Here is a 16891-nt window from a genome sequence, read left to right as displayed (position 1 = left end):
AAAATAAGCTCAGCGAAGAAAAGATGTGACGTTAAATACCCTTATCCAGATAACACACACGGTTCAATATATTTCATCAATACCGCACGCTACTGAATAAATAGAGCCTCGTTTTGTGAAAAAAGAGGCTCGCTAACTTAATAATTAAATCTGCCATCTGAACCAGGCAAAGAAAACATTACCGTTATTATACGTTCCGGGAATATACGTCGCCTGGAAAGAAAGTTTGCTATAACTTATTGACGCCAAAGGCAACAATACAGGGATCGGGATATAGTTCCAATTATCACGCATCGTGAAACCCGCCGTAAATCCCAGACCCAGTTGAAAATCCTGATCGCGGGTCGGCCGCCAGCGCTTTTCATAACCGTAGCCACCAATAGGCTCCCATTTATTATAGGAGTCTTTGAATGCCATGAGATAAAGCCCGTGCCAATCCCCATCCTGATCCAAGCGGGAAACCCCATAACCTGCGCCCCACGGCCTTTCATTATATCTGTCAGTCTTTTCTTTGTCGTACGTCCAGCGGTTATGCCAGGTGATAGCAGGGACATAAATATCGTGACTCTGCGGCGCATTCCAGGTCGTAGACAGGTTATTTTTACTTCTCTGCCACCAACTTTCATCCTGCTTATTCGACGTAGAATCCACCGCGACGGACGCAGGGTTTTCCATGCTGCCCGTATTATTTATGCTTTCTACTGCGTAACTCGAAAAAGGGATGATGGGTAGTGTAATCAAACTCAACGTGATTAAAGTTCGCTTCAAATGCATATAAGGTTCTCTGTAACAGCGTCACGATTCCATTCAAACAAAGGTGATCCCAACAAAGCTATTCTGATCGTTACCAAAATATATAGTTCAACTTACGTAATCTGCCTATATAAGATAAGAGGAAAACTAAAACAGCCTATTATGAAGGGATAAACAGCAATTGTGCTTAAATAGATAGTGAACTAAGAGTGGGTTTCAGACGTTTCTTAGCTGCAATAACAAGAAACCACCTTATTTGTCGGTGGTTTATATTCTGATGGAGGTAAAACGCAGCATCAATCTCAGATTGGATAGAACCACTGACGTAGCAGGGTTAGATGCCGTCGCCGTATTCAAAGCCACGGTTGATACCGTTGAAATACTGATCCATATCCATCGCAGGTTTATCGCTTTCCGGGCGACCGACGATGCGAGCCGGAACCCCTGCCGCCGTCGTGTGTGGAGGAACGGATTGCAGCACGACAGAGCCGGCACCAATTTTTGCGCCACAGCCGACCTCAATGTTCCCCAGAATTTTAGCGCCTGCGCCAATCATCACACCTTCACGAATTTTAGGGTGACGATCGCCGCTGGTTTTACCCGTACCACCCAGCGTCACAGATTGCAGAATAGAGACATCATTTTCAACCACGGCCGTTTCACCGATCACAATACCTGTTGCATGATCGAGCATGATCCCACAGCCGATTCTCGCCGCCGGGTGGATATCAACGCCGAAAGAAACCGAGATCTGGTTCTGGAAATAGACCGCCAGCGCTTTACGATCCTGCGACCAAAGCCAGTGACCAATGCGGTAAGCCTGTAATGCATGAAACCCTTTCAGGTAAAGCAGTGGTGTCGAGTATTTGTCCACCGCCGGATCGCGCAGGCAGACGGCCTGAATATCACGCGCGGCAGAAACGATCATCTGCGGCTCGGCGTGGTACGCCTCTTCCACCACCTCACGGATCGCAATCGCGGGCATAATCGAATTGGCGAGCTTGTTCGCCAACATGTAGCTCAGTGCGCTACCTAAATTCTCGTGCTTCAGCAATGTGGCATGAAAAAAGCTGGCCAGCATCGGTTCACAGTCCGCAAGATTACGCGCTTCTGTTTTGATATTGGCCCAGACCAGTTTCAGTTCTTCTGTTGACATTGCCTTACTCTCCGAGATACCACACACCACAACGTATATCTGTTCTCAAACGACAGGCTTATAGCCCATCGTTCGTATACAAGAAAATGAAGATACTATGAGCTTCCAGGATTAGGAAGCCCAGCATAGACTTGCCATACTTCTTCAAGTTGCATGTGCGCTGGCTGCGCTACGCGGCACACCTACACATGCCTTACCCAAAGAGTCAACGCTTTACGTTGCCCAAAACGTTAACGTTTTGTCCTGAAACTCGAATGAGTTAGAGCATAGAACGACGTGTTTTACAATTTGGCGGTTTCGTCTTTACGCGTGCGCCCCAACAGGCTCAGCGCTGCCTCTCGGGCGTCTTTCCCACAATACAGAACCTGCCAGAGTTGTTCGGTAATCGGCATTTCAACGCCGTAGCGCTGCGCTAATGCCAGAACCTCTTTCGTATTGCGGTATCCTTCAACAACCTGACCAATGCTATCCTGCGCGCTCTGCACATCCATTCCCTGCCCCAGCATCATGCCAAAGCGTCGGTTACGGGACTGATTATCAGTACAGGTCAGCACCAGATCGCCAAGTCCAGCCATCCCCATAAAGGTGGTAGGGTCCGCCCCCAGTGCCGCGCCAAGCCGGGTCATTTCCGCCAATCCGCGAGTGATCAAGGCGGTTCGTGCGTTAGCACCAAACCCAATGCCGTCAGACATACCGGCACCGATAGCAATGACGTTTTTCACCGCACCGCCCAACTGTACACCGATAAAATCCGGGTTGCTGTAAACACGGAAGCTCTTCCCACAATGCAGCAGTCGTTGTAGATCGTCAGCAAACTCACTGTCCGTTGATGCCAGCGCAATCGCCGTCGGCATGCCAGCGGCTAATTCTTTGGCAAATGTCGGGCCGGACACCACCGCAAGCGGGATGGTTTCACCCAACGCTTCGCGTGCGACATCCTGCAACAGACGCCCTGTTTCCGCTTCCAGCCCTTTGGTCGCCCACACGATACGCGCATCGGCGCGCAAATGAGGTTTCAACTGACGTAAGACATCACCAAACACATGGCTCGGCACGACAACCAACACATTTCTGCTGGCAGCGAGCGCTTGCGCCAAATTAGTTTCCAACTGTAGCGAATCAGGGAAAGGCACATCAGGCAGGAATGCCTGATTACAGCGAGCAGCCTGTAACGCCTGAATGTGCGTAGAGTTGTGGCCCCACAGCACAACTCGATGGCCATTACGCGCCAGCGTAATGGCTAATGCGGTGCCGTATGAACCGGCACCGATGACAGTCATGGAAGCGTCAGACGCGTTCATCAGGCATCCTGATGCTGCACAGCGCCTTCACCTTCACCCTCGGTTTGCTGCTGCAGGTAATTCATGAACAGCGCATCGAAGTTAACCGGTGCCAGGTTCAATTGCGGGAAAGTACCGCGAGAAACCAGGCTGGTGATGCACTCACGCGCATAAGGGAACAGAATGTTCGGGCAGTATGCACCCAGGCAGTGCGCCAGTTGGGTTCCTTCGATACCGCCAACGGTAAAGATACCACCTTGCTGAACTTCACACAGAAACGCAGTTTCTTCACCCAGAGAAGCTGTTACGGTCACGCGCAGTACAACTTCATAGATGTCATCAGCCAGTTGGCTAGAAGCTGTATCCAGATCCAGTTTTACTTCTGGCTGCCATTCCTGCTGAAACACCTGAGGCGCATTCGGCGCTTCAAAAGAGATATCTTTAGTGTAGATACGCTGGATTTGGAAAGCCATTTCTGTGTTGTTTTGTTCAGACATGTTAAGTAATACCCTTTTGTTAGATTTTCTTGACGTCTTCCGTCGTCATAAGTGGGCGGACGTCAGCACATTTCTGTCATTATCGTACTGCAATCAGCCTGTCAGTTATCCTGCCAAGTCGTTGCCATTTTCGCTGTGTACGGCTGATACTCATGGCACGATGCGGATAGTTTTACCACAAACCGTTTTATTTGCCGCGGACTAAAGGCAGATTCTCACCGGTCCAGCCAGCCAAACCATCTTTCAGTACCTGCACACGCTCAAAACCGGCTTTGTGCAAATTCTCGGCCGCTTCGCGTGAAGAGAGGCCGTTGGCGCAGACTACGATAATCGGCTGCGACTTATGTTTTTCAAGTTCACCCACGCTGCCGTTTTTAATGTCGTTCGGCAACAGGTTAAATGCGCTGGCAATATGGCCACGGCGATAGTCGTCACGGTTACGGATATCAACAATGACAGCATCTTCTTTATTAATCAGTCGGATCGCTTCACCGCGAACTACGTCTTTCACGTTCGACAATTTACTCTTCACAGTAAGTACAATTACCGCAACCAACAACGCAACCCAGGCGATGCTCAAAATAGGGTTCTTGCTAACGAATGGCATAATCTCTTGCATGGGGTGTAACGGCTCCCGGATCAGTTAAGCAACAAAAATATAAGGTTCCTGAGTATACCTGCGCGATACGGCAATTACAGCCAGTAAGCCAATATAGCGTATCGAATCTGCGGCGCGCTTTCCATTTATCTATTATTGATACGCATAGACACGCGCCTTTGTGCCATGCTTGTCACGTCTGGAAATAGAAATCAGACAAGAGACAACTGGTAAGCCGCTGTTCATCGTGGAATAATTTATCGATATGAGTAAAAACGCGTTATTTGTACAGAGTCGAGTAGCATGTAGCGCCGATCGCCAGTTATCCGCATTACACAGGCTACTCACCCGCTGCGCCAGCGCGCTCTGCGTTGGCGTTTTGCTGTTGCCCGCGCTCGGCCAGGCGGAAGATAATCAGGCACAGCTTAAAACCCTGCAACAAGATATCGCCGCGAAAGAAAAAAGCGTCCAGCAGCAGCAGCAACAGCGCAGTACCTTAGTTCAGCAGTTGAAAAAGCAGGAGCAGTCCATCTCTCAGGCCAGTCGCCAACTGCATGAAACACGCAATACGCTGTCTACGCTCAATAAAGAATTAACCAGCCTCAGTGCCTCTATCGCAAAACTGCAATCTCAGCAGAATAAGCAACAAACGCTCCTCTCCCGCCAGTTGGATGCCGCCTTTCGACAAGGCCAGCACAGCGCGCTGCAACTCATGCTGAGCGGAGAGGAAAGCCAGCGCAATGAGCGCATTCTCGCTTACTTCGGCTACCTGAATGAAGCGCGACAGAAATCCATCAACGACTTGCAGCAAACCCGCGTGGAACTGGCTAACCAAAAACGTCAGTTGGAACAAAAACAGACGCAGCAAAAAACGCTGTTAAGTGACCAACAGCAGCAACAGCAGACACTGGAGCAGGCGCAGTCCGACCGGAAGAAAACGCTATCAACGCTGGAAAGCTCGTTGGAAAAAGATCAGCAGCAGTTGACGGAGCTGCGCCAGAATGAAACCCGATTGCGCGATCAAATCGCACGCGCCGAGCGGGAAGCGAAAGCCCGCGCCGAACGAGAAGCGCGTGAAGCCGCTAAAGTTCGCGCCAAAGAAGAGCAGGCCAAACGCAGCGGTAGCAGCTACAAACCGACTGAAGGTGAACGCTCACTTATGGCGCGCACCGGCGGTTTAGGGCGACCTTCCGGTCAAGCCATCTGGCCGGTTAACGGACGTATTGAGCACCGTTTCGGCGAGCCGCTACAGGGTGAGCTACGCTGGAAAGGTCTGGTGATTACCGCACCAGAGGGGACTGAAGTGAAAGCCATCGCTGATGGTACGGTGTTGATGGCTGACTGGCTACAGGGCTACGGACTGGTGGTGGTTGTGCAACATGGTAAAGGTGATATGAGCCTGTACGGCTATAACCAAAGCGCATTGGTCTCCGTTGGTGCTCAGGTCAAGGCTGGTCAACCCATCGCATTGGTCGGCACCAGCGGCGGGCAGAGCCAGCCTGGACTGTATTTTGAAATCCGTCGCCAGGGTCAGGCGGTCAATCCACAACCTTGGCTGGGAAGATAGTCTTGTCTTATTTAACCAAAGCACCGTTATTAGCATTGAGTCTGTTCGCGCTTTCTCCTTTGGCACTGGCCGGAAAACTTTCTATCGTCATCGATGATTTCGGCTATCGGCCGCATAATGAGAACCAGATTCTGGCGATGCCTACGGCGATTTCCGTCGCAGTATTACCTAATGCGCCCTATGCCCGTGAAATGGCAACCAAAGCCCACCAGCAAGGGCGCGAAGTGCTAATCCATCTACCGATGGCACCGATGAGCAAGCAACCGCTGGAGCGTGACACGTTACGCCCAGACATGAGCAGTGATGAAATTCAGCGCATTATTCGCCAATCGGTCAATAACGTGCCTTACGCTGTGGGGTTGAATAACCATATGGGCAGCGCGATGACCGCCAGCCTGCCCGGCATGCAAAAAGTCATGCAGGCGTTGAGCGCCTATCAGCTCTATTTCCTCGATAGCATGACCATTGGCAGTAGCCAATCGAGCCAGGCCGCAGCAGGAACCGGCGTCAAAGTCATCAAACGCAAAGTCTTTCTGGATGATTCGCAAAACGAAGCCGAGATTCGTAAACAGTTTACCCGTGCGGTGCAAATCGCTCGTCGTAGCGGTTCCGCTATCGCGATTGGGCATCCTCATCCTTCAACCATCCGTGTCTTACAGCAGATGCTGCCCACGCTGGATGCCGATATTGTCTTAGTGCGTCCTAGCCAGTTGCTGAATGAACCAACGCGGCAATATGAGTCTCAGCCACAGCCGCCAGCCAAACCGCGTAATCCGTTCCGTGGCATACCGCAGTGTCAGGTCAAACAGCCACCGGAACCGGTGAAGAACGATGTGTTCTTCAGGTTGGTGAGTAGCAGCATTCGGGAAAGCGCCCCCGTGCTGTTTATCAAGCACCGCTGGCAGACCTGGATTGCTCCCACCAACGCCGAAACGCACAGGCAACCGTAACGTCAGACGCGTGTTCGCACGGGTTATCCACGGCAGGGTTATGTCTCATCCCAATTGAGAATCACCTTGCCCGATTGACCCGAGCGCATGGCATCGAACCCTTTCTGAAACTCATCAATATGAAAGCGGTGGGTGATAATCGGGGACAAATCCAGCCCAGACTGAATCAGTGCCGACATTTTGTACCAGGTTTCGAACATTTCCCGTCCGTAGATCCCTTTGATGAACAGCCCTTTAAAAATCACCTCTCCCCAGTCAATCGACATTGGTTCGTGCGGAATACCCAGCATGGCGATACGCCCACCGTGATTCATCGCTTTCAACATCGCACGAAAAGCCGATGGCGCGCCCGACATCTCCAACCCAATATCAAACCCCTCGGTCATGCCCAGTTCTATCATCACATCAGCCAGATTTTCCTGAGCCACATTGACGGCGCGCGTTGCCCCCATTTTACTAGCCAACTCCAGACGATACGCATTCACATCGGTAATCACGACATTCCTTGCACCAACGTGACAGCACACCGCCGCCGCCATCATGCCAATCGGCCCCGCTCCGGCAATCAACACATCTTCCCCCACTAAATCGAAGGACAGTGCGGTATGCACCGCGTTGCCGAAGGGATCGAAAATGGCGGCCAGCTCATCAGAAATATTGTCGGGAATGCGAAACGCGTTGTAGGCAGGGATCACCAGATACTCCGCGAATGAACCGGGGCGGTTTACCCCGACGCCAATCGCATTACGGCATAAATGACGCCGCCCGGCACGGCAGTTACGGCAGTAGCCACAGGTAATATGCCCCTCACCAGAAACCCGATCGCCAATATGAAAACCGTTAACTTCCTGACCGATAGCAACGATTTCGCCCACGTACTCATGCCCGACAACCATCGGAACCGGAATAGTCTTCTGCGACCACTCATCCCAGTTATAGATATGCACATCCGTTCCGCATATCGCGCTTTTGCGGATTTTAATCATAATATCGTTATGTCCAAGCTCCGGCGTGGGGGCATCCATCATCCAGATACCTTCTTCCGGCCGCAATTTTGCCAATGCTTTCATGACGGTATCCTCAGATGATCACACCCAAGCGCTTGCCCACGCGGATAAAAGCCTCGACGGCGAATTGGATTTGCTGCGGTGTATGAGCAGCCGACATTTGAGTACGAATACGCGCCTGACCAAGGGGAACAACAGGATAGAAAAAACCCGCGACATAAACACCTTCCCGCTGTAGCGCCTGCGCAAAATTCTGTGCCAACTGCGCCTCGCCTAGCATTACGGGAATAATGGCGTGATCGGCTCCCGCCAGCGTGAACCCCGCGGCGGTCATCTTTTCACGGAACAAACAGGCGTTTGCCCACAGGCGCCCACGTCGCTCTCCGCCATGTTCCAGCAGATCCAGCACCTTGAGTGATGCGGTGACAATGGCAGGCGCGAGCGAGTTGGAAAACAGATAGGGACGAGAACGCTGGCGCAGCCAGTCGATCACCTCGCGTTTGCCCGCCGTATAACCGCCCGATGCACCGCCCAATGCCTTGCCTAACGTGCCGGTGATAATATCGACGCGGCCCATTACCCCACGATGTTCATGCGTCCCGCGCCCATGTTCACCGACAAATCCCACGGCATGGGAATCATCAACCATCACGAGCGCATCATAACGATCGGCCAGATCGCAAATCCCCTGCAAATCCGCAATCACGCCATCCATTGAGAAAACGCCGTCGGTGGCAATCATGATGTGTTTCGCCCCTTCCGCTCTGGCTAGTTGCAGTTGTGCTTCCAGTTGGTTCATATCGTTATTGGCGTAACGGTAGCGTCGCGCCTTCGATAGCCGAACACCGTCAATGATCGAGGCATGGTTAAGCGCATCGGAAATAATCGCATCCTCCGGGCCCACCAGCGTTTCAAACAGCCCGCCATTGGCATCAAAGCAGGAGGAATAGAGAATCACGTCCTCCATTCCCAGAAAATCCGCCAGCTTACGCTCCAGTTGTTTGTGGATATCCTGCGTTCCACAGATAAAGCGCACCGATGCCATGCCGAAGCCGTGGCTGTCCAATCCCGCTTTTGCGGCGGTAATCAGCTCGGGGCTGTCCGCCAGGCCAAGATAATTATTGGCACAGAAATTGAGCAGGCGGTCACTGTCCATCACCTCGATTTCAGCTCGCTGCGCAGAGGTAATGATGCGTTCTTCCTTGAATACACCCTCGGTACGTGCAGCCATGATTTGTGCAGTAAGTCGTTGATAAAAGGCAGCAGGCATCGCGTCACTCTCCCATAAAAAGATCGCTTTATGGTTTTTAAGCTAGCGGATATGGGCAGAAATGCGGGGTAAACAGTCTGAAAATGCTGGCGTCGTCACGGCCTGAATCATCTTAAAAAAACGGGAGCAACACGGGATAAATTAACCTCTGGCTGCTAGCAGTAAAATGAAATGCTATTATAGCGGTCATAAACAGCGTGGGGCGCGGTGCCTCACTGGCAAGATTAACAAAGGTCGCGTCCATGATTATCGTTACTGGCGGAGCCGGTTTTATCGGCAGCAATATCGTAAAAGCTCTGAATAACATCGGCTACCGAGACATTCTGGTTGTCGATAACCTGAAAGACGGCACCAAGTTCGTCAATCTGGTCGATCTGGACATCGCAGATTACGTGGATAAAGAAGATTTCATCGCCAGCATCGTAGCGGGTGACGATCTGGGCGATATCGATGCCGTATTCCATGAAGGTGCTTGCTCTTCCACCACCGAGTGGGATGGCAAATACATGATGGATAACAATTATCAGTATTCCAAAGACGTGCTGCACTACTGTCTCGATCGCAGTATTCCGTTCCTGTATGCCTCTTCTGCTGCGACTTACGGCGGCCGCAACGATAACTTCATCGAAGACCGTCAATACGAACAGCCGCTGAACGTCTATGGCTACTCCAAATTTCTGTTCGATCAGTACGTGCGTGAGATTCTGCCGGAAGCGGAATCTCAGATCTGCGGTTTCCGCTATTTCAACGTCTACGGACCGCGTGAAGGCCACAAAGGCAACATGGCGAGCGTCGCGTTCCACCTGAACAACCAGATTAATCAGGGTGAAAATCCGAAGCTGTTCTCCGGTAGTGAGAGTTTCAAGCGTGACTTCATTTACGTCGGTGATGTCGCCGCCGTCAACCTGTGGTTCTGGCAAAATGGTGTTTCCGGCATCTTCAACTGCGGTACGGGTCGTGCCGAATCCTTCCAGGCTGTCGCTGACGCCACACTGGCCTTCCATAACAAAGGCAACGTGGAATACATCGAATTCCCTGAGAAGCTGAAAGGCCGTTATCAAGCCTATACGCAGGCCGACCTCACTAACTTACGTGCTGCGGGCTACGATAAGCCGTTCAAAACCGTCGCCGAAGGCGTAGCGGAATATATGGCCTGGCTGAACCGTACCGTTTAATCGGATAAGGATTCATAAGCGGTATGAAAATTTTGGTCATCGGCCCTTCCTGGGTCGGCGATATGATGATGTCGCACAGCCTTTATCGCACATTGAAGGCTGAACACCCGGAAGCGGTCATTGACGTGATGGCACCAGCCTGGTGCCGTCCGCTGCTGGCACGGATGCCGGAAGTCAATCAGGCGTTAGCCATGCCGCTAGGTCACGGCGCACTTGAACTGGGCGAACGTCGCCGTCTTGGCGTATCGCTGCGTGATGCGGGCTATGATCGCGCTTACGTGCTGCCCAACTCCTTTAAGTCTGCGCTGGTGCCGTTCTTTGCCAACATTCCGCAGCGCACAGGCTGGCGCGGCGAAATGCGTTACGGGCTGTTGAACGACTTACGCGTGCTGGATAAAGCCGCCTTTCCGCTGATGGTCCAGCGCTACACCGCATTAGCCTATGATCGTAGCCGTATCCGTCGTGCTGAGGACCTACCGCAGCCGCTGCTTTGGCCACAGCTACAGGTCAATCAGGCCGAAATTGCGGACATGACGCAAGCCTTTGATCTCAGCGATACGCGCCCCATCATCGGTTTTTGCCCCGGTGCCGAGTTCGGACCCGCCAAACGCTGGCCGCATTATCACTATGCAGCATTGGCGCAAGCGCTGATTGAACGCGGCTACCAGATAACGTTGTTCGGTTCGGCCAACGATCGTGCAGCCTGTGACGACATCCTTCAAGGGCTGACGGAAGACGCCCGGCAGCATTGCGCCAATCTGGCGGGGAAAACCTCGCTGGAACAGGCGGTGGTGCTCATTGCCGCCTGCCATGCCGTTGTCAGCAATGATTCAGGGCTCATGCACGTTGCCGCCGCGCTCCATCGCCCACTTGTCGCGCTTTATGGCCCGAGTAGCCCCGACTTCACCCCGCCGTTATCTCATCAAGCCGAGGTGATTCGCCTGATTACCGGTTATCACCGAGTGCGTAAAGGGGATGCCGAACAAGGTTATCATCAGAGTTTGATCGACATTCAGCCCGAACGCGTGCTCAGCGCGCTGGATAAGTATCTCATTTCGGAAGGAAGTCTCATTCCGGGAGCAAATGCATGAGAGTGCTGATCGTAAAAACGTCGTCGATGGGTGATGTGCTGCATACGTTGCCAGCCTTGACCGACGCGATGCAGGCTATTCCCGGTATCCAGTTCGACTGGGTGGTTGAAGAAGGCTTTGCACAAATTCCCAGTTGGCACCCTGCGGTTTCCCGTGTTATTCCGGTGGCGATACGCCGCTGGCGCAAAAGTTGGTTCAGTGCCCCGATACGTCAGGAACGTGCAGAGTTTACACGCCAATTACGCCAATACCGCTACGATGCGGTTATCGACGCACAGGGGCTGATTAAAAGCGCACTGCTGGTGACGCGGCTCGCCAACGGGAAGAAACACGGATTGGATTGCAAGAGTGCGCGTGAGCCGCTGGCAAGCTGGTTTTATAACTATCGCCACCCGATAAGCCGTCAACAACATGCCGTAGAACGCGTGCGGGAGCTACTGGCCTCCAGTCTGGGCTATAAGAAACCGACCGAACGCGGTGATTATGCGATTGCCCAGCGCTTCCTCGCCCAATTACCCGTAGATGCCAACCGCTATCTGGTGTTTCTCCATGCTACAACGCGTGATGAAAAGCATTGGCCGGAAGCACACTGGCGTGAACTGATTGCCCTATTGGCTCCGAGTGGGCTGCGCATCAAACTCCCCTGGGGAGCGGAGCATGAGCACCAGCGCGCACTACGGCTGGCGGAAGGCTTTCCACACGTAGAGGTCTTACCACGCCTGACGCTGCAACAGGTCGCCGAGGTGCTCGCGGGCGCTAACGCTGTCGTCTCCGTTGATACCGGGCTTAGCCACCTGACGGCGGCACTGGATCGCCCAAATATCACGCTATATGGACCAACCGATCCAGGGCTGATTGGCGGCTACGGGATGAATCAGGTGGTGGAAATGTCTGAAAGCCAGAAAATGGTGACAATTCCCGCTAGCCTCGTCCATCAGAAATTAGAGAAGCTGATAGTATTACCTGTATCAGGCGAGTGATATCGCTCCCGACTGTGAACAAATACATGCTTAATGAATTAAGGTACGAACTGGGCAAAACGCCCAGTATAAGTTCGGCTGTCGCACTTAACGCCGTCTTCCCCGGCTGTTTACTTACATTAGCCATTATGCCATTTAGTAGCATTCTTGCCGGATGGCTTTTTTATCTCACGGGTTCGCTATCCGTTTTCTATGTCGTGACACACCTAAGAACCGTCATAGTCGCTAAACGACGCTTACTGATTCCACTGTGCCTGCTGGCTATCGGCATAACCAATCTCATTTGGTACTACCACTATTATCAGCCCGACAGCCTTTTCTCTTATGTGTATAACGCCTACAGGACATCTGCACATGCAGGTATTTTGGGCGCATTTATCCTGCTGACGGCCCTACATATCGCGCAACAACAGCAAAAACAGTCGCTCTTCTACATCATAGCAATCTGTATGTTAGCGCTGAGTTATGCGTTCTATCAGTCACTGTTCAGTGGAATGCATCGCATTGGGTTGGCATTTGGTACAGCAACCAGCGCCGCCTATTTTCTTACTTTTATTGGTGCGTTAAGCGCACAGGCGCTGCTGAAGCTCGATTCAACCTATAAGTATTATCTCTATTTGGGGCATTTTCTGTTAGTCACTGTAGCCATTCTACTGACAGAAACCCGGGCAGCCATATTTGTCTATCCTATTGTTGGCGCGACCATTTTACTGTCAGAAGTCAGGCACAATAAACGTTTGTTCATAAAGGCATTCGTCGGTTCAGCGGCAACGCTGCTTCTGTGCTTATTCCTGTTTCAGGATACGATTCATCAACGCGTCAACGACCTATTCAATGACGTACACAGCTACAACATGAATAACAGCAAAACATCAGTGGGTGCACGAATCGCCATGTACCAATCTGGTGTCGAAGCAGGGGAAGACGCATTATTGGGGCAATCTGCCGAACAGCGCGCCGCTCGGATCATTGCACAAGCGGAACAAAAACCGAGCTTAGCCGGTGCAGTCGGGTTTCTGAATGTTCATCTACATAACGAAGTGGTTGATGCCTTTTCTCTTAAAGGGTTACCAGGAGCAATATTGCTAATATTGCTCTATGCCTCCTTATTTTATTTTTCATTTTTTGTTCTACGCAGCCACCTCTCCGCCGCACTGCTTTTTGCCCTGATTATGTATGGGCTTAGCGATGTCATCCTTTATTCACGGGATATGCTCATTGCATGGCTAATGACGTTTTGCCTCGGCACAACGCTGACTGGAAAATGGCTAAAGCCGCCGCAATGATGGTAAAAATTCGCAGAGCTACCTGCGGGTTCTAATCGGCGAGCTTTTTCAATTTTTCTGCGACGGAATGCACGTCGTGAAGACCTTGTGCCGCCATGACCACAAAATCAGCAAAATCTTCTGATGGCGTGATTGACGCGCCATTCATATCGAGAAACACCATAGCCGACGCGGCTGAAGTCCTTTTGTTGGCATCATTAAAACCATGACCACGCGCTATCGAAAGCAACAGAGATGCGGCAAGCACATACAGATCATTCTCATCCTGGTATGTGTGAAGATTCTCAACGCGAGCAACCATGCCCTCCACCAGACCAATATCCCTAAACCCTGCCAAACCACCATATATTTCTAACTGACAGTCGTGAATTGCTATGACCTGCTCAACTGTTAAGAAGAAGATCATTTATCAGCAAGTTCCTTGAACAACGCCTGATTCTTTGGCTTACTCATTACCTTGGCAAGAGAAGCCTCAAATTTAGCCTGCTGCAACTCCGCGAATTGTTCCGCGGTAATGACTACCATATCCGGCGCTGAACGGCGGGTAATCGTCACGGGTTGCTTGACGGCAGTGTCCAGTACACTAGCAAATTTCTGCCGCACATCAGAGAAAGTCAGGGTTAACATAAGCAACTCCTTTAAGCAGCTTTAAATTGATATCAATTAAATTGTACAAGTGAGTTGATAACATGGTCAGTTTACTGCGTCAGACCTATTTCGACAAACGATATCGGGCTCTTAGTCCCTATTGACGATCTCTTTTAATGAGTGCGCAAGAAAACCAATCCCAGTGAAATAGGCCCTAAACACGTTGAGAAAATAGAGAAGTTGTAGAAGCAACAGGTTCAGGCCACATCTGCGCAGCTTCAAGATAACGGTATACTCTTAATTACTACTGTGAGAGGAATGTGGGTTCTAGTACCATATGGTGGTTTAGCAGAATATGTGCTGTAGCAACATAGCGCGATACATTTGCGTACTGCAAATCGCCGTGAAATTTTGGATCATCTCAGTTAACTGGTAGCTGTCGAGCCAGGGGCGGTAGCGTGCCCACAATAAAACAATACCCTTTTGATTATATGAAGGAAAACGAGTGAGTCAACGCATCATCCCTTATCACCGGATTCTTGTGGTAAAGCTCAGATATCATGGCGATATGCTGCTGACCACTCCGCTCATCAGCACGCTGAAAGCAAATTATCCTGACGCTAAAATCGACGTATTACTGTATCAGGATACGATGCCGATTCTCTCCGCAAACCCAGAGATACATCAGCTTTATGGGCTCAAAAGAAAGACCAGCACACTTTTGGAAAAAGTCCGGAATTTCACAGAAATCAGACAGGCGCTTAAGCAGAATAATTACGATCTGATCGTCAATCTGGCTGACCAGTGGCCCATTGCCCTATTGGCCAAATCATTGGGATGTCGCAGTATTGCTCTCGATCGGGGCAATGACCTGAAAGGAAAGATGTGGCGTTCATTTTTCAGTGATTGCGTTCCGCCAATAGGCACGCATATTGTTGAGCAAAATCGCTCTGTACTTTCACCACTTCATCTATCAATACCTCAGCCAAAAGATCGCATGTCACTCTATTATAAAACTGAGGATACAAAACGCGTGTTCAGCCTTGCCCCACGACTACGCGAACAGGCCTACATCGTCATCCAACCGACAGCAAGGCAGGATTTCAAGTGCTGGGACAACGATAAATTTGCAGCCGTCATTGATTATTTGAAAGAGAAAGGGTTAGAGGTTGTCCTGACCTGTGGCCCCTCTCCGGAGGATCTTTGTGTTGTGCAAGATATTCATGCTCAATGCATCCATAAGCCGAATACCTTATTAGCCGGTAAAACCAGCTTTTTAGAACTGGCTGCGCTGATCGATAACGCTGCGCTTTACATTGGTGTCGATTCTGCGCCGATGCACATGGCCGCCGCACTCGATACCCCGCTAGTATGCTTGTTTGGGCCGACAGATCATAAAAAATGGCGACCATGGTCTGGCAACAGCGTTGTTATTTGGGCCGGAGACTATCAACCGATGCCGGAAAGGAAAAATCTCGATAGAAATCAGAAATACCTTTCCTGCATCCCTGCGCAAGATGTCATTCACGCAACGGATAACCTATTGGCGGGTCGTTCTACAAACGAGAAAGCGCAATGAATATTGCCATCTGCCTGTATAAGTATTTCCCTTTCGGCGGACTGCAACGCGATTTTTACAGTATTGCCCAGGCTTGTGTAAAGCTAGGCCACCATGTTCGCGTCTATGTTTTATCATGGCAAGGTGAAAGACCAGATAACCTTGAGATTATCCTTGTACCTGCTGTTGGCATGAGCAATAACCTTCGTAATCAACGTTATAGTGAGTGGGTTCAGCATCATCTCCAACAACATCCTGTCGATCGAGTAGTTGGTTTTAACAAAATGCCAGGACTGGATTTCTACTATGCTGCCGATGTCTGTTATGCAGAGAAAGTCGAGCAAGAGAAAGGGATTATCTACCGCTTAATGCCACGTTACAGGCATTATGCAGCCTTTGAAAAAGCAGTGTTTAAACGCGATAGCCGCACAAAAATGCTGATGTTGACGCAGCGCCAAATCGCGGATTTCAAAAAGCATTACAGCACACAAGACGAGCGTTTCTACATACTGCCACCGGGCATTACGCCTGACCGGAAATACGATCGTCAAGCATCCGATATTCGAAAGACCTTTCGTCGCGCACAAGGCATTGATGACAATGCCATCGTTTTGCTTCAGGTCGGCTCAGACTTTAAACGCAAGGGTGTGGAACGCAGTATTCGAGCTATTGCCAACCTACCTGATGCCCTACGCCAAAAAGTCATTTTTCTCGTCGTCGGGCAAGATAAGCCTAGGCGCTACCAGTCATTGGCCAACCAGTTGGGCATCGGAGATAACGTACATTTCTTTGCAGGCCGCGACGACATTCCATATTTCATGGCGGCAGCCGACCTACTGATGCACCCGGCTTATCAGGAAGCGGCTGGCATTGTATTGCTTGAGGCTATTGCGGCCGGATTACCAATAATAGTTACCGATGTATGTGGCTACGCCTTCTATATCGATAGGGCTCAGGCAGGGGCTGTTATCTCCTCACCTTACCATCAGGCTTCACTGAATAGCGCCTTACATGACGCTCTGAACAAGCCCGAAACATTACCGCGTTGGGCAAGAAATGCTCGCAATTTCGCGGATACTGAAGACATTTACAGTTTGCCGGAAAAAGCCGCCGCACTGATTACGGGTGAATAAAG

The 16891-nt window shown here is 51.0% G+C and carries 17 protein-coding genes; 8 read left to right on the top strand and 9 right to left on the bottom strand.

Features of this window, described 5'->3' with window-relative positions:
* Positions 1 to 144 precede the first annotated feature (144 nt).
* The 5 genes from pagP to A7983_RS08740 all read right to left on the bottom strand — a co-directional run bounded on the left by pagP (position 145) and on the right by A7983_RS08740 (position 4305).
* Entirely contained in the window at positions 145 to 774 is a 630-nt protein-coding gene (gene pagP, locus A7983_RS08760; protein WP_005968351.1) for a lipid IV(A) palmitoyltransferase PagP, read from the bottom strand.
* Between the two features lie 313 nt (positions 775 to 1087).
* On the bottom strand, positions 1088 to 1909 hold the full coding sequence (gene cysE / locus A7983_RS08755; RefSeq protein ID WP_005968350.1) for a serine O-acetyltransferase: 822 nt from the start codon (positions 1907 to 1909) through the stop codon (positions 1088 to 1090).
* 281 nt (positions 1910 to 2190) lie between these two features.
* Positions 2191 to 3210, bottom strand: coding sequence for an NAD(P)H-dependent glycerol-3-phosphate dehydrogenase (gene gpsA, locus A7983_RS08750; protein ID WP_005968348.1), 1020 nt, complete (start codon positions 3208 to 3210; stop codon positions 2191 to 2193).
* Positions 3210 to 3686, bottom strand: a complete 477-nt coding sequence (gene secB / locus A7983_RS08745) for a protein-export chaperone SecB (protein ID WP_005968346.1) — start codon at positions 3684 to 3686, stop codon at positions 3210 to 3212. The genes gpsA and secB overlap by 1 nt, the downstream gene beginning before the upstream one ends.
* Positions 3687 to 3873: 187 nt before the next feature.
* On the bottom strand, positions 3874 to 4305 hold the full coding sequence (locus tag A7983_RS08740; RefSeq protein WP_005968345.1) for a rhodanese-like domain-containing protein: 432 nt from the start codon (positions 4303 to 4305) through the stop codon (positions 3874 to 3876).
* Between the two features lie 244 nt (positions 4306 to 4549).
* Here A7983_RS08740 and envC point away from each other — a divergent pair, with 244 nt between their 5' ends.
* Together envC and A7983_RS08730 are read left to right on the top strand one after the other, a co-directional pair.
* Positions 4550 to 5851, top strand: coding sequence for a murein hydrolase activator EnvC (envC, locus tag A7983_RS08735; RefSeq protein ID WP_005968344.1), 1302 nt, complete (start codon positions 4550 to 4552; stop codon positions 5849 to 5851).
* 2 nt (positions 5852 to 5853) lie between these two features.
* Complete coding sequence (locus A7983_RS08730) at positions 5854 to 6801, top strand: divergent polysaccharide deacetylase family protein (RefSeq protein ID WP_005968343.1); 948 nt, start codon at positions 5854 to 5856, stop codon at positions 6799 to 6801.
* A 38-nt stretch (positions 6802 to 6839) separates the two neighbouring features.
* On the opposite strand, the gene tdh is transcribed toward A7983_RS08730, so the two are convergent.
* Positions 6840 to 7871, bottom strand: coding sequence for an L-threonine 3-dehydrogenase (tdh, locus tag A7983_RS08725; RefSeq protein WP_005968342.1), 1032 nt, complete (start codon positions 7869 to 7871; stop codon positions 6840 to 6842).
* Positions 7872 to 7881: 10 nt separating this feature from the next.
* Positions 7882 to 9078 (bottom strand): glycine C-acetyltransferase, encoded by a 1197-nt coding sequence (locus A7983_RS08720; protein WP_005968340.1) that lies wholly within the window; start codon positions 9076 to 9078, stop codon positions 7882 to 7884.
* A 242-nt stretch (positions 9079 to 9320) separates the two neighbouring features.
* On the opposite strand from A7983_RS08720, the gene rfaD reads away from it, so the two are divergent.
* Genes rfaD through A7983_RS08700 form a run of 4 tightly spaced genes read left to right on the top strand, consistent with a single transcriptional unit; the run spans position 9321 to position 13610 of the window.
* Complete coding sequence (gene rfaD, locus A7983_RS08715) at positions 9321 to 10253, top strand: ADP-glyceromanno-heptose 6-epimerase (protein WP_005968338.1); 933 nt, start codon at positions 9321 to 9323, stop codon at positions 10251 to 10253.
* Between the two features lie 23 nt (positions 10254 to 10276).
* A complete protein-coding gene (gene rfaF, locus A7983_RS08710) occupies positions 10277 to 11344 on the top strand; it encodes an ADP-heptose--LPS heptosyltransferase RfaF (protein ID WP_005968336.1) in 1068 nt (355 codons plus the stop codon).
* Positions 11341 to 12324: a lipopolysaccharide heptosyltransferase RfaC gene (gene rfaC / locus A7983_RS08705; RefSeq protein WP_005968334.1), complete on the top strand. Its 984-nt coding sequence runs from the start codon at positions 11341 to 11343 to the stop codon at positions 12322 to 12324. Before rfaF ends, rfaC begins: the two co-directional genes overlap by 4 nt.
* A gap of 26 nt (positions 12325 to 12350) precedes the next feature.
* Positions 12351 to 13610 carry an O-antigen ligase family protein gene (locus tag A7983_RS08700; protein ID WP_235778055.1) on the top strand — a complete coding sequence of 420 codons (1260 nt, stop codon included), beginning with the start codon at positions 12351 to 12353 and terminating at the stop codon, positions 13608 to 13610.
* 31 nt (positions 13611 to 13641) lie between these two features.
* Here A7983_RS08700 and A7983_RS08695 read toward each other — a convergent pair whose 3' ends face one another.
* Complete coding sequence (locus A7983_RS08695) at positions 13642 to 14016, bottom strand: type II toxin-antitoxin system death-on-curing family toxin (RefSeq protein WP_005968330.1); 375 nt, start codon at positions 14014 to 14016, stop codon at positions 13642 to 13644.
* Positions 14013 to 14237, bottom strand: coding sequence for a type II toxin-antitoxin system Phd/YefM family antitoxin (locus A7983_RS08690; protein WP_005968328.1), 225 nt, complete (start codon positions 14235 to 14237; stop codon positions 14013 to 14015). Before A7983_RS08690 ends, A7983_RS08695 begins: the two co-directional genes overlap by 4 nt.
* A 466-nt stretch (positions 14238 to 14703) precedes the next feature.
* Between A7983_RS08690 and rfaQ the strand changes: the two genes are divergently transcribed.
* Positions 14704 to 15777 (top strand): lipopolysaccharide core heptosyltransferase RfaQ, encoded by a 1074-nt coding sequence (gene rfaQ / locus A7983_RS08685; protein ID WP_005968326.1) that lies wholly within the window; start codon positions 14704 to 14706, stop codon positions 15775 to 15777.
* Complete coding sequence (locus A7983_RS08680) at positions 15774 to 16889, top strand: glycosyltransferase family 4 protein (RefSeq protein WP_005968324.1); 1116 nt, start codon at positions 15774 to 15776, stop codon at positions 16887 to 16889. Before rfaQ ends, A7983_RS08680 begins: the two co-directional genes overlap by 4 nt.
* The last annotated feature ends 2 nt before the right edge of the window (positions 16890 to 16891 follow it).

Source organism: Pectobacterium wasabiae CFBP 3304 (assembly GCF_001742185.1).
Lineage (GTDB): Bacteria > Pseudomonadota > Gammaproteobacteria > Enterobacterales > Enterobacteriaceae > Pectobacterium > Pectobacterium wasabiae.
This window is presented reverse-complemented; position numbering and strand designations above follow the sequence as displayed.

Coding starts and splice junctions, on each gene's coding strand:
- A7983_RS08720 (WP_005968340.1), bottom strand. CDS start 9,078: ATGCCTGCTGCCTTTTATCAACGACTTACTGCACAAATCATGGCTGCA.
- A7983_RS08695 (WP_005968330.1), bottom strand. CDS start 14,016: ATGATCTTCTTCTTAACAGTTGAGCAGGTCATAGCAATTCACGACTGT.
- rfaD (WP_005968338.1), top strand. CDS start 9,321: ATGATTATCGTTACTGGCGGAGCCGGTTTTATCGGCAGCAATATCGTA.
- A7983_RS08690 (WP_005968328.1), bottom strand. CDS start 14,237: ATGTTAACCCTGACTTTCTCTGATGTGCGGCAGAAATTTGCTAGTGTA.
- rfaF (WP_005968336.1), top strand. CDS start 10,277: ATGAAAATTTTGGTCATCGGCCCTTCCTGGGTCGGCGATATGATGATG.
- tdh (WP_005968342.1), bottom strand. CDS start 7,871: ATGAAAGCATTGGCAAAATTGCGGCCGGAAGAAGGTATCTGGATGATG.
- secB (WP_005968346.1), bottom strand. CDS start 3,686: ATGTCTGAACAAAACAACACAGAAATGGCTTTCCAAATCCAGCGTATC.
- cysE (WP_005968350.1), bottom strand. CDS start 1,909: ATGTCAACAGAAGAACTGAAACTGGTCTGGGCCAATATCAAAACAGAA.
- pagP (WP_005968351.1), bottom strand. CDS start 774: ATGCATTTGAAGCGAACTTTAATCACGTTGAGTTTGATTACACTACCC.
- A7983_RS08700 (WP_235778055.1), top strand. CDS start 12,351: ATGCTTAATGAATTAAGGTACGAACTGGGCAAAACGCCCAGTATAAGT.
- A7983_RS08740 (WP_005968345.1), bottom strand. CDS start 4,305: ATGCAAGAGATTATGCCATTCGTTAGCAAGAACCCTATTTTGAGCATC.
- envC (WP_005968344.1), top strand. CDS start 4,550: ATGAGTAAAAACGCGTTATTTGTACAGAGTCGAGTAGCATGTAGCGCC.
- gpsA (WP_005968348.1), bottom strand. CDS start 3,210: ATGAACGCGTCTGACGCTTCCATGACTGTCATCGGTGCCGGTTCATAC.
- A7983_RS08680 (WP_005968324.1), top strand. CDS start 15,774: ATGAATATTGCCATCTGCCTGTATAAGTATTTCCCTTTCGGCGGACTG.
- rfaC (WP_005968334.1), top strand. CDS start 11,341: ATGAGAGTGCTGATCGTAAAAACGTCGTCGATGGGTGATGTGCTGCAT.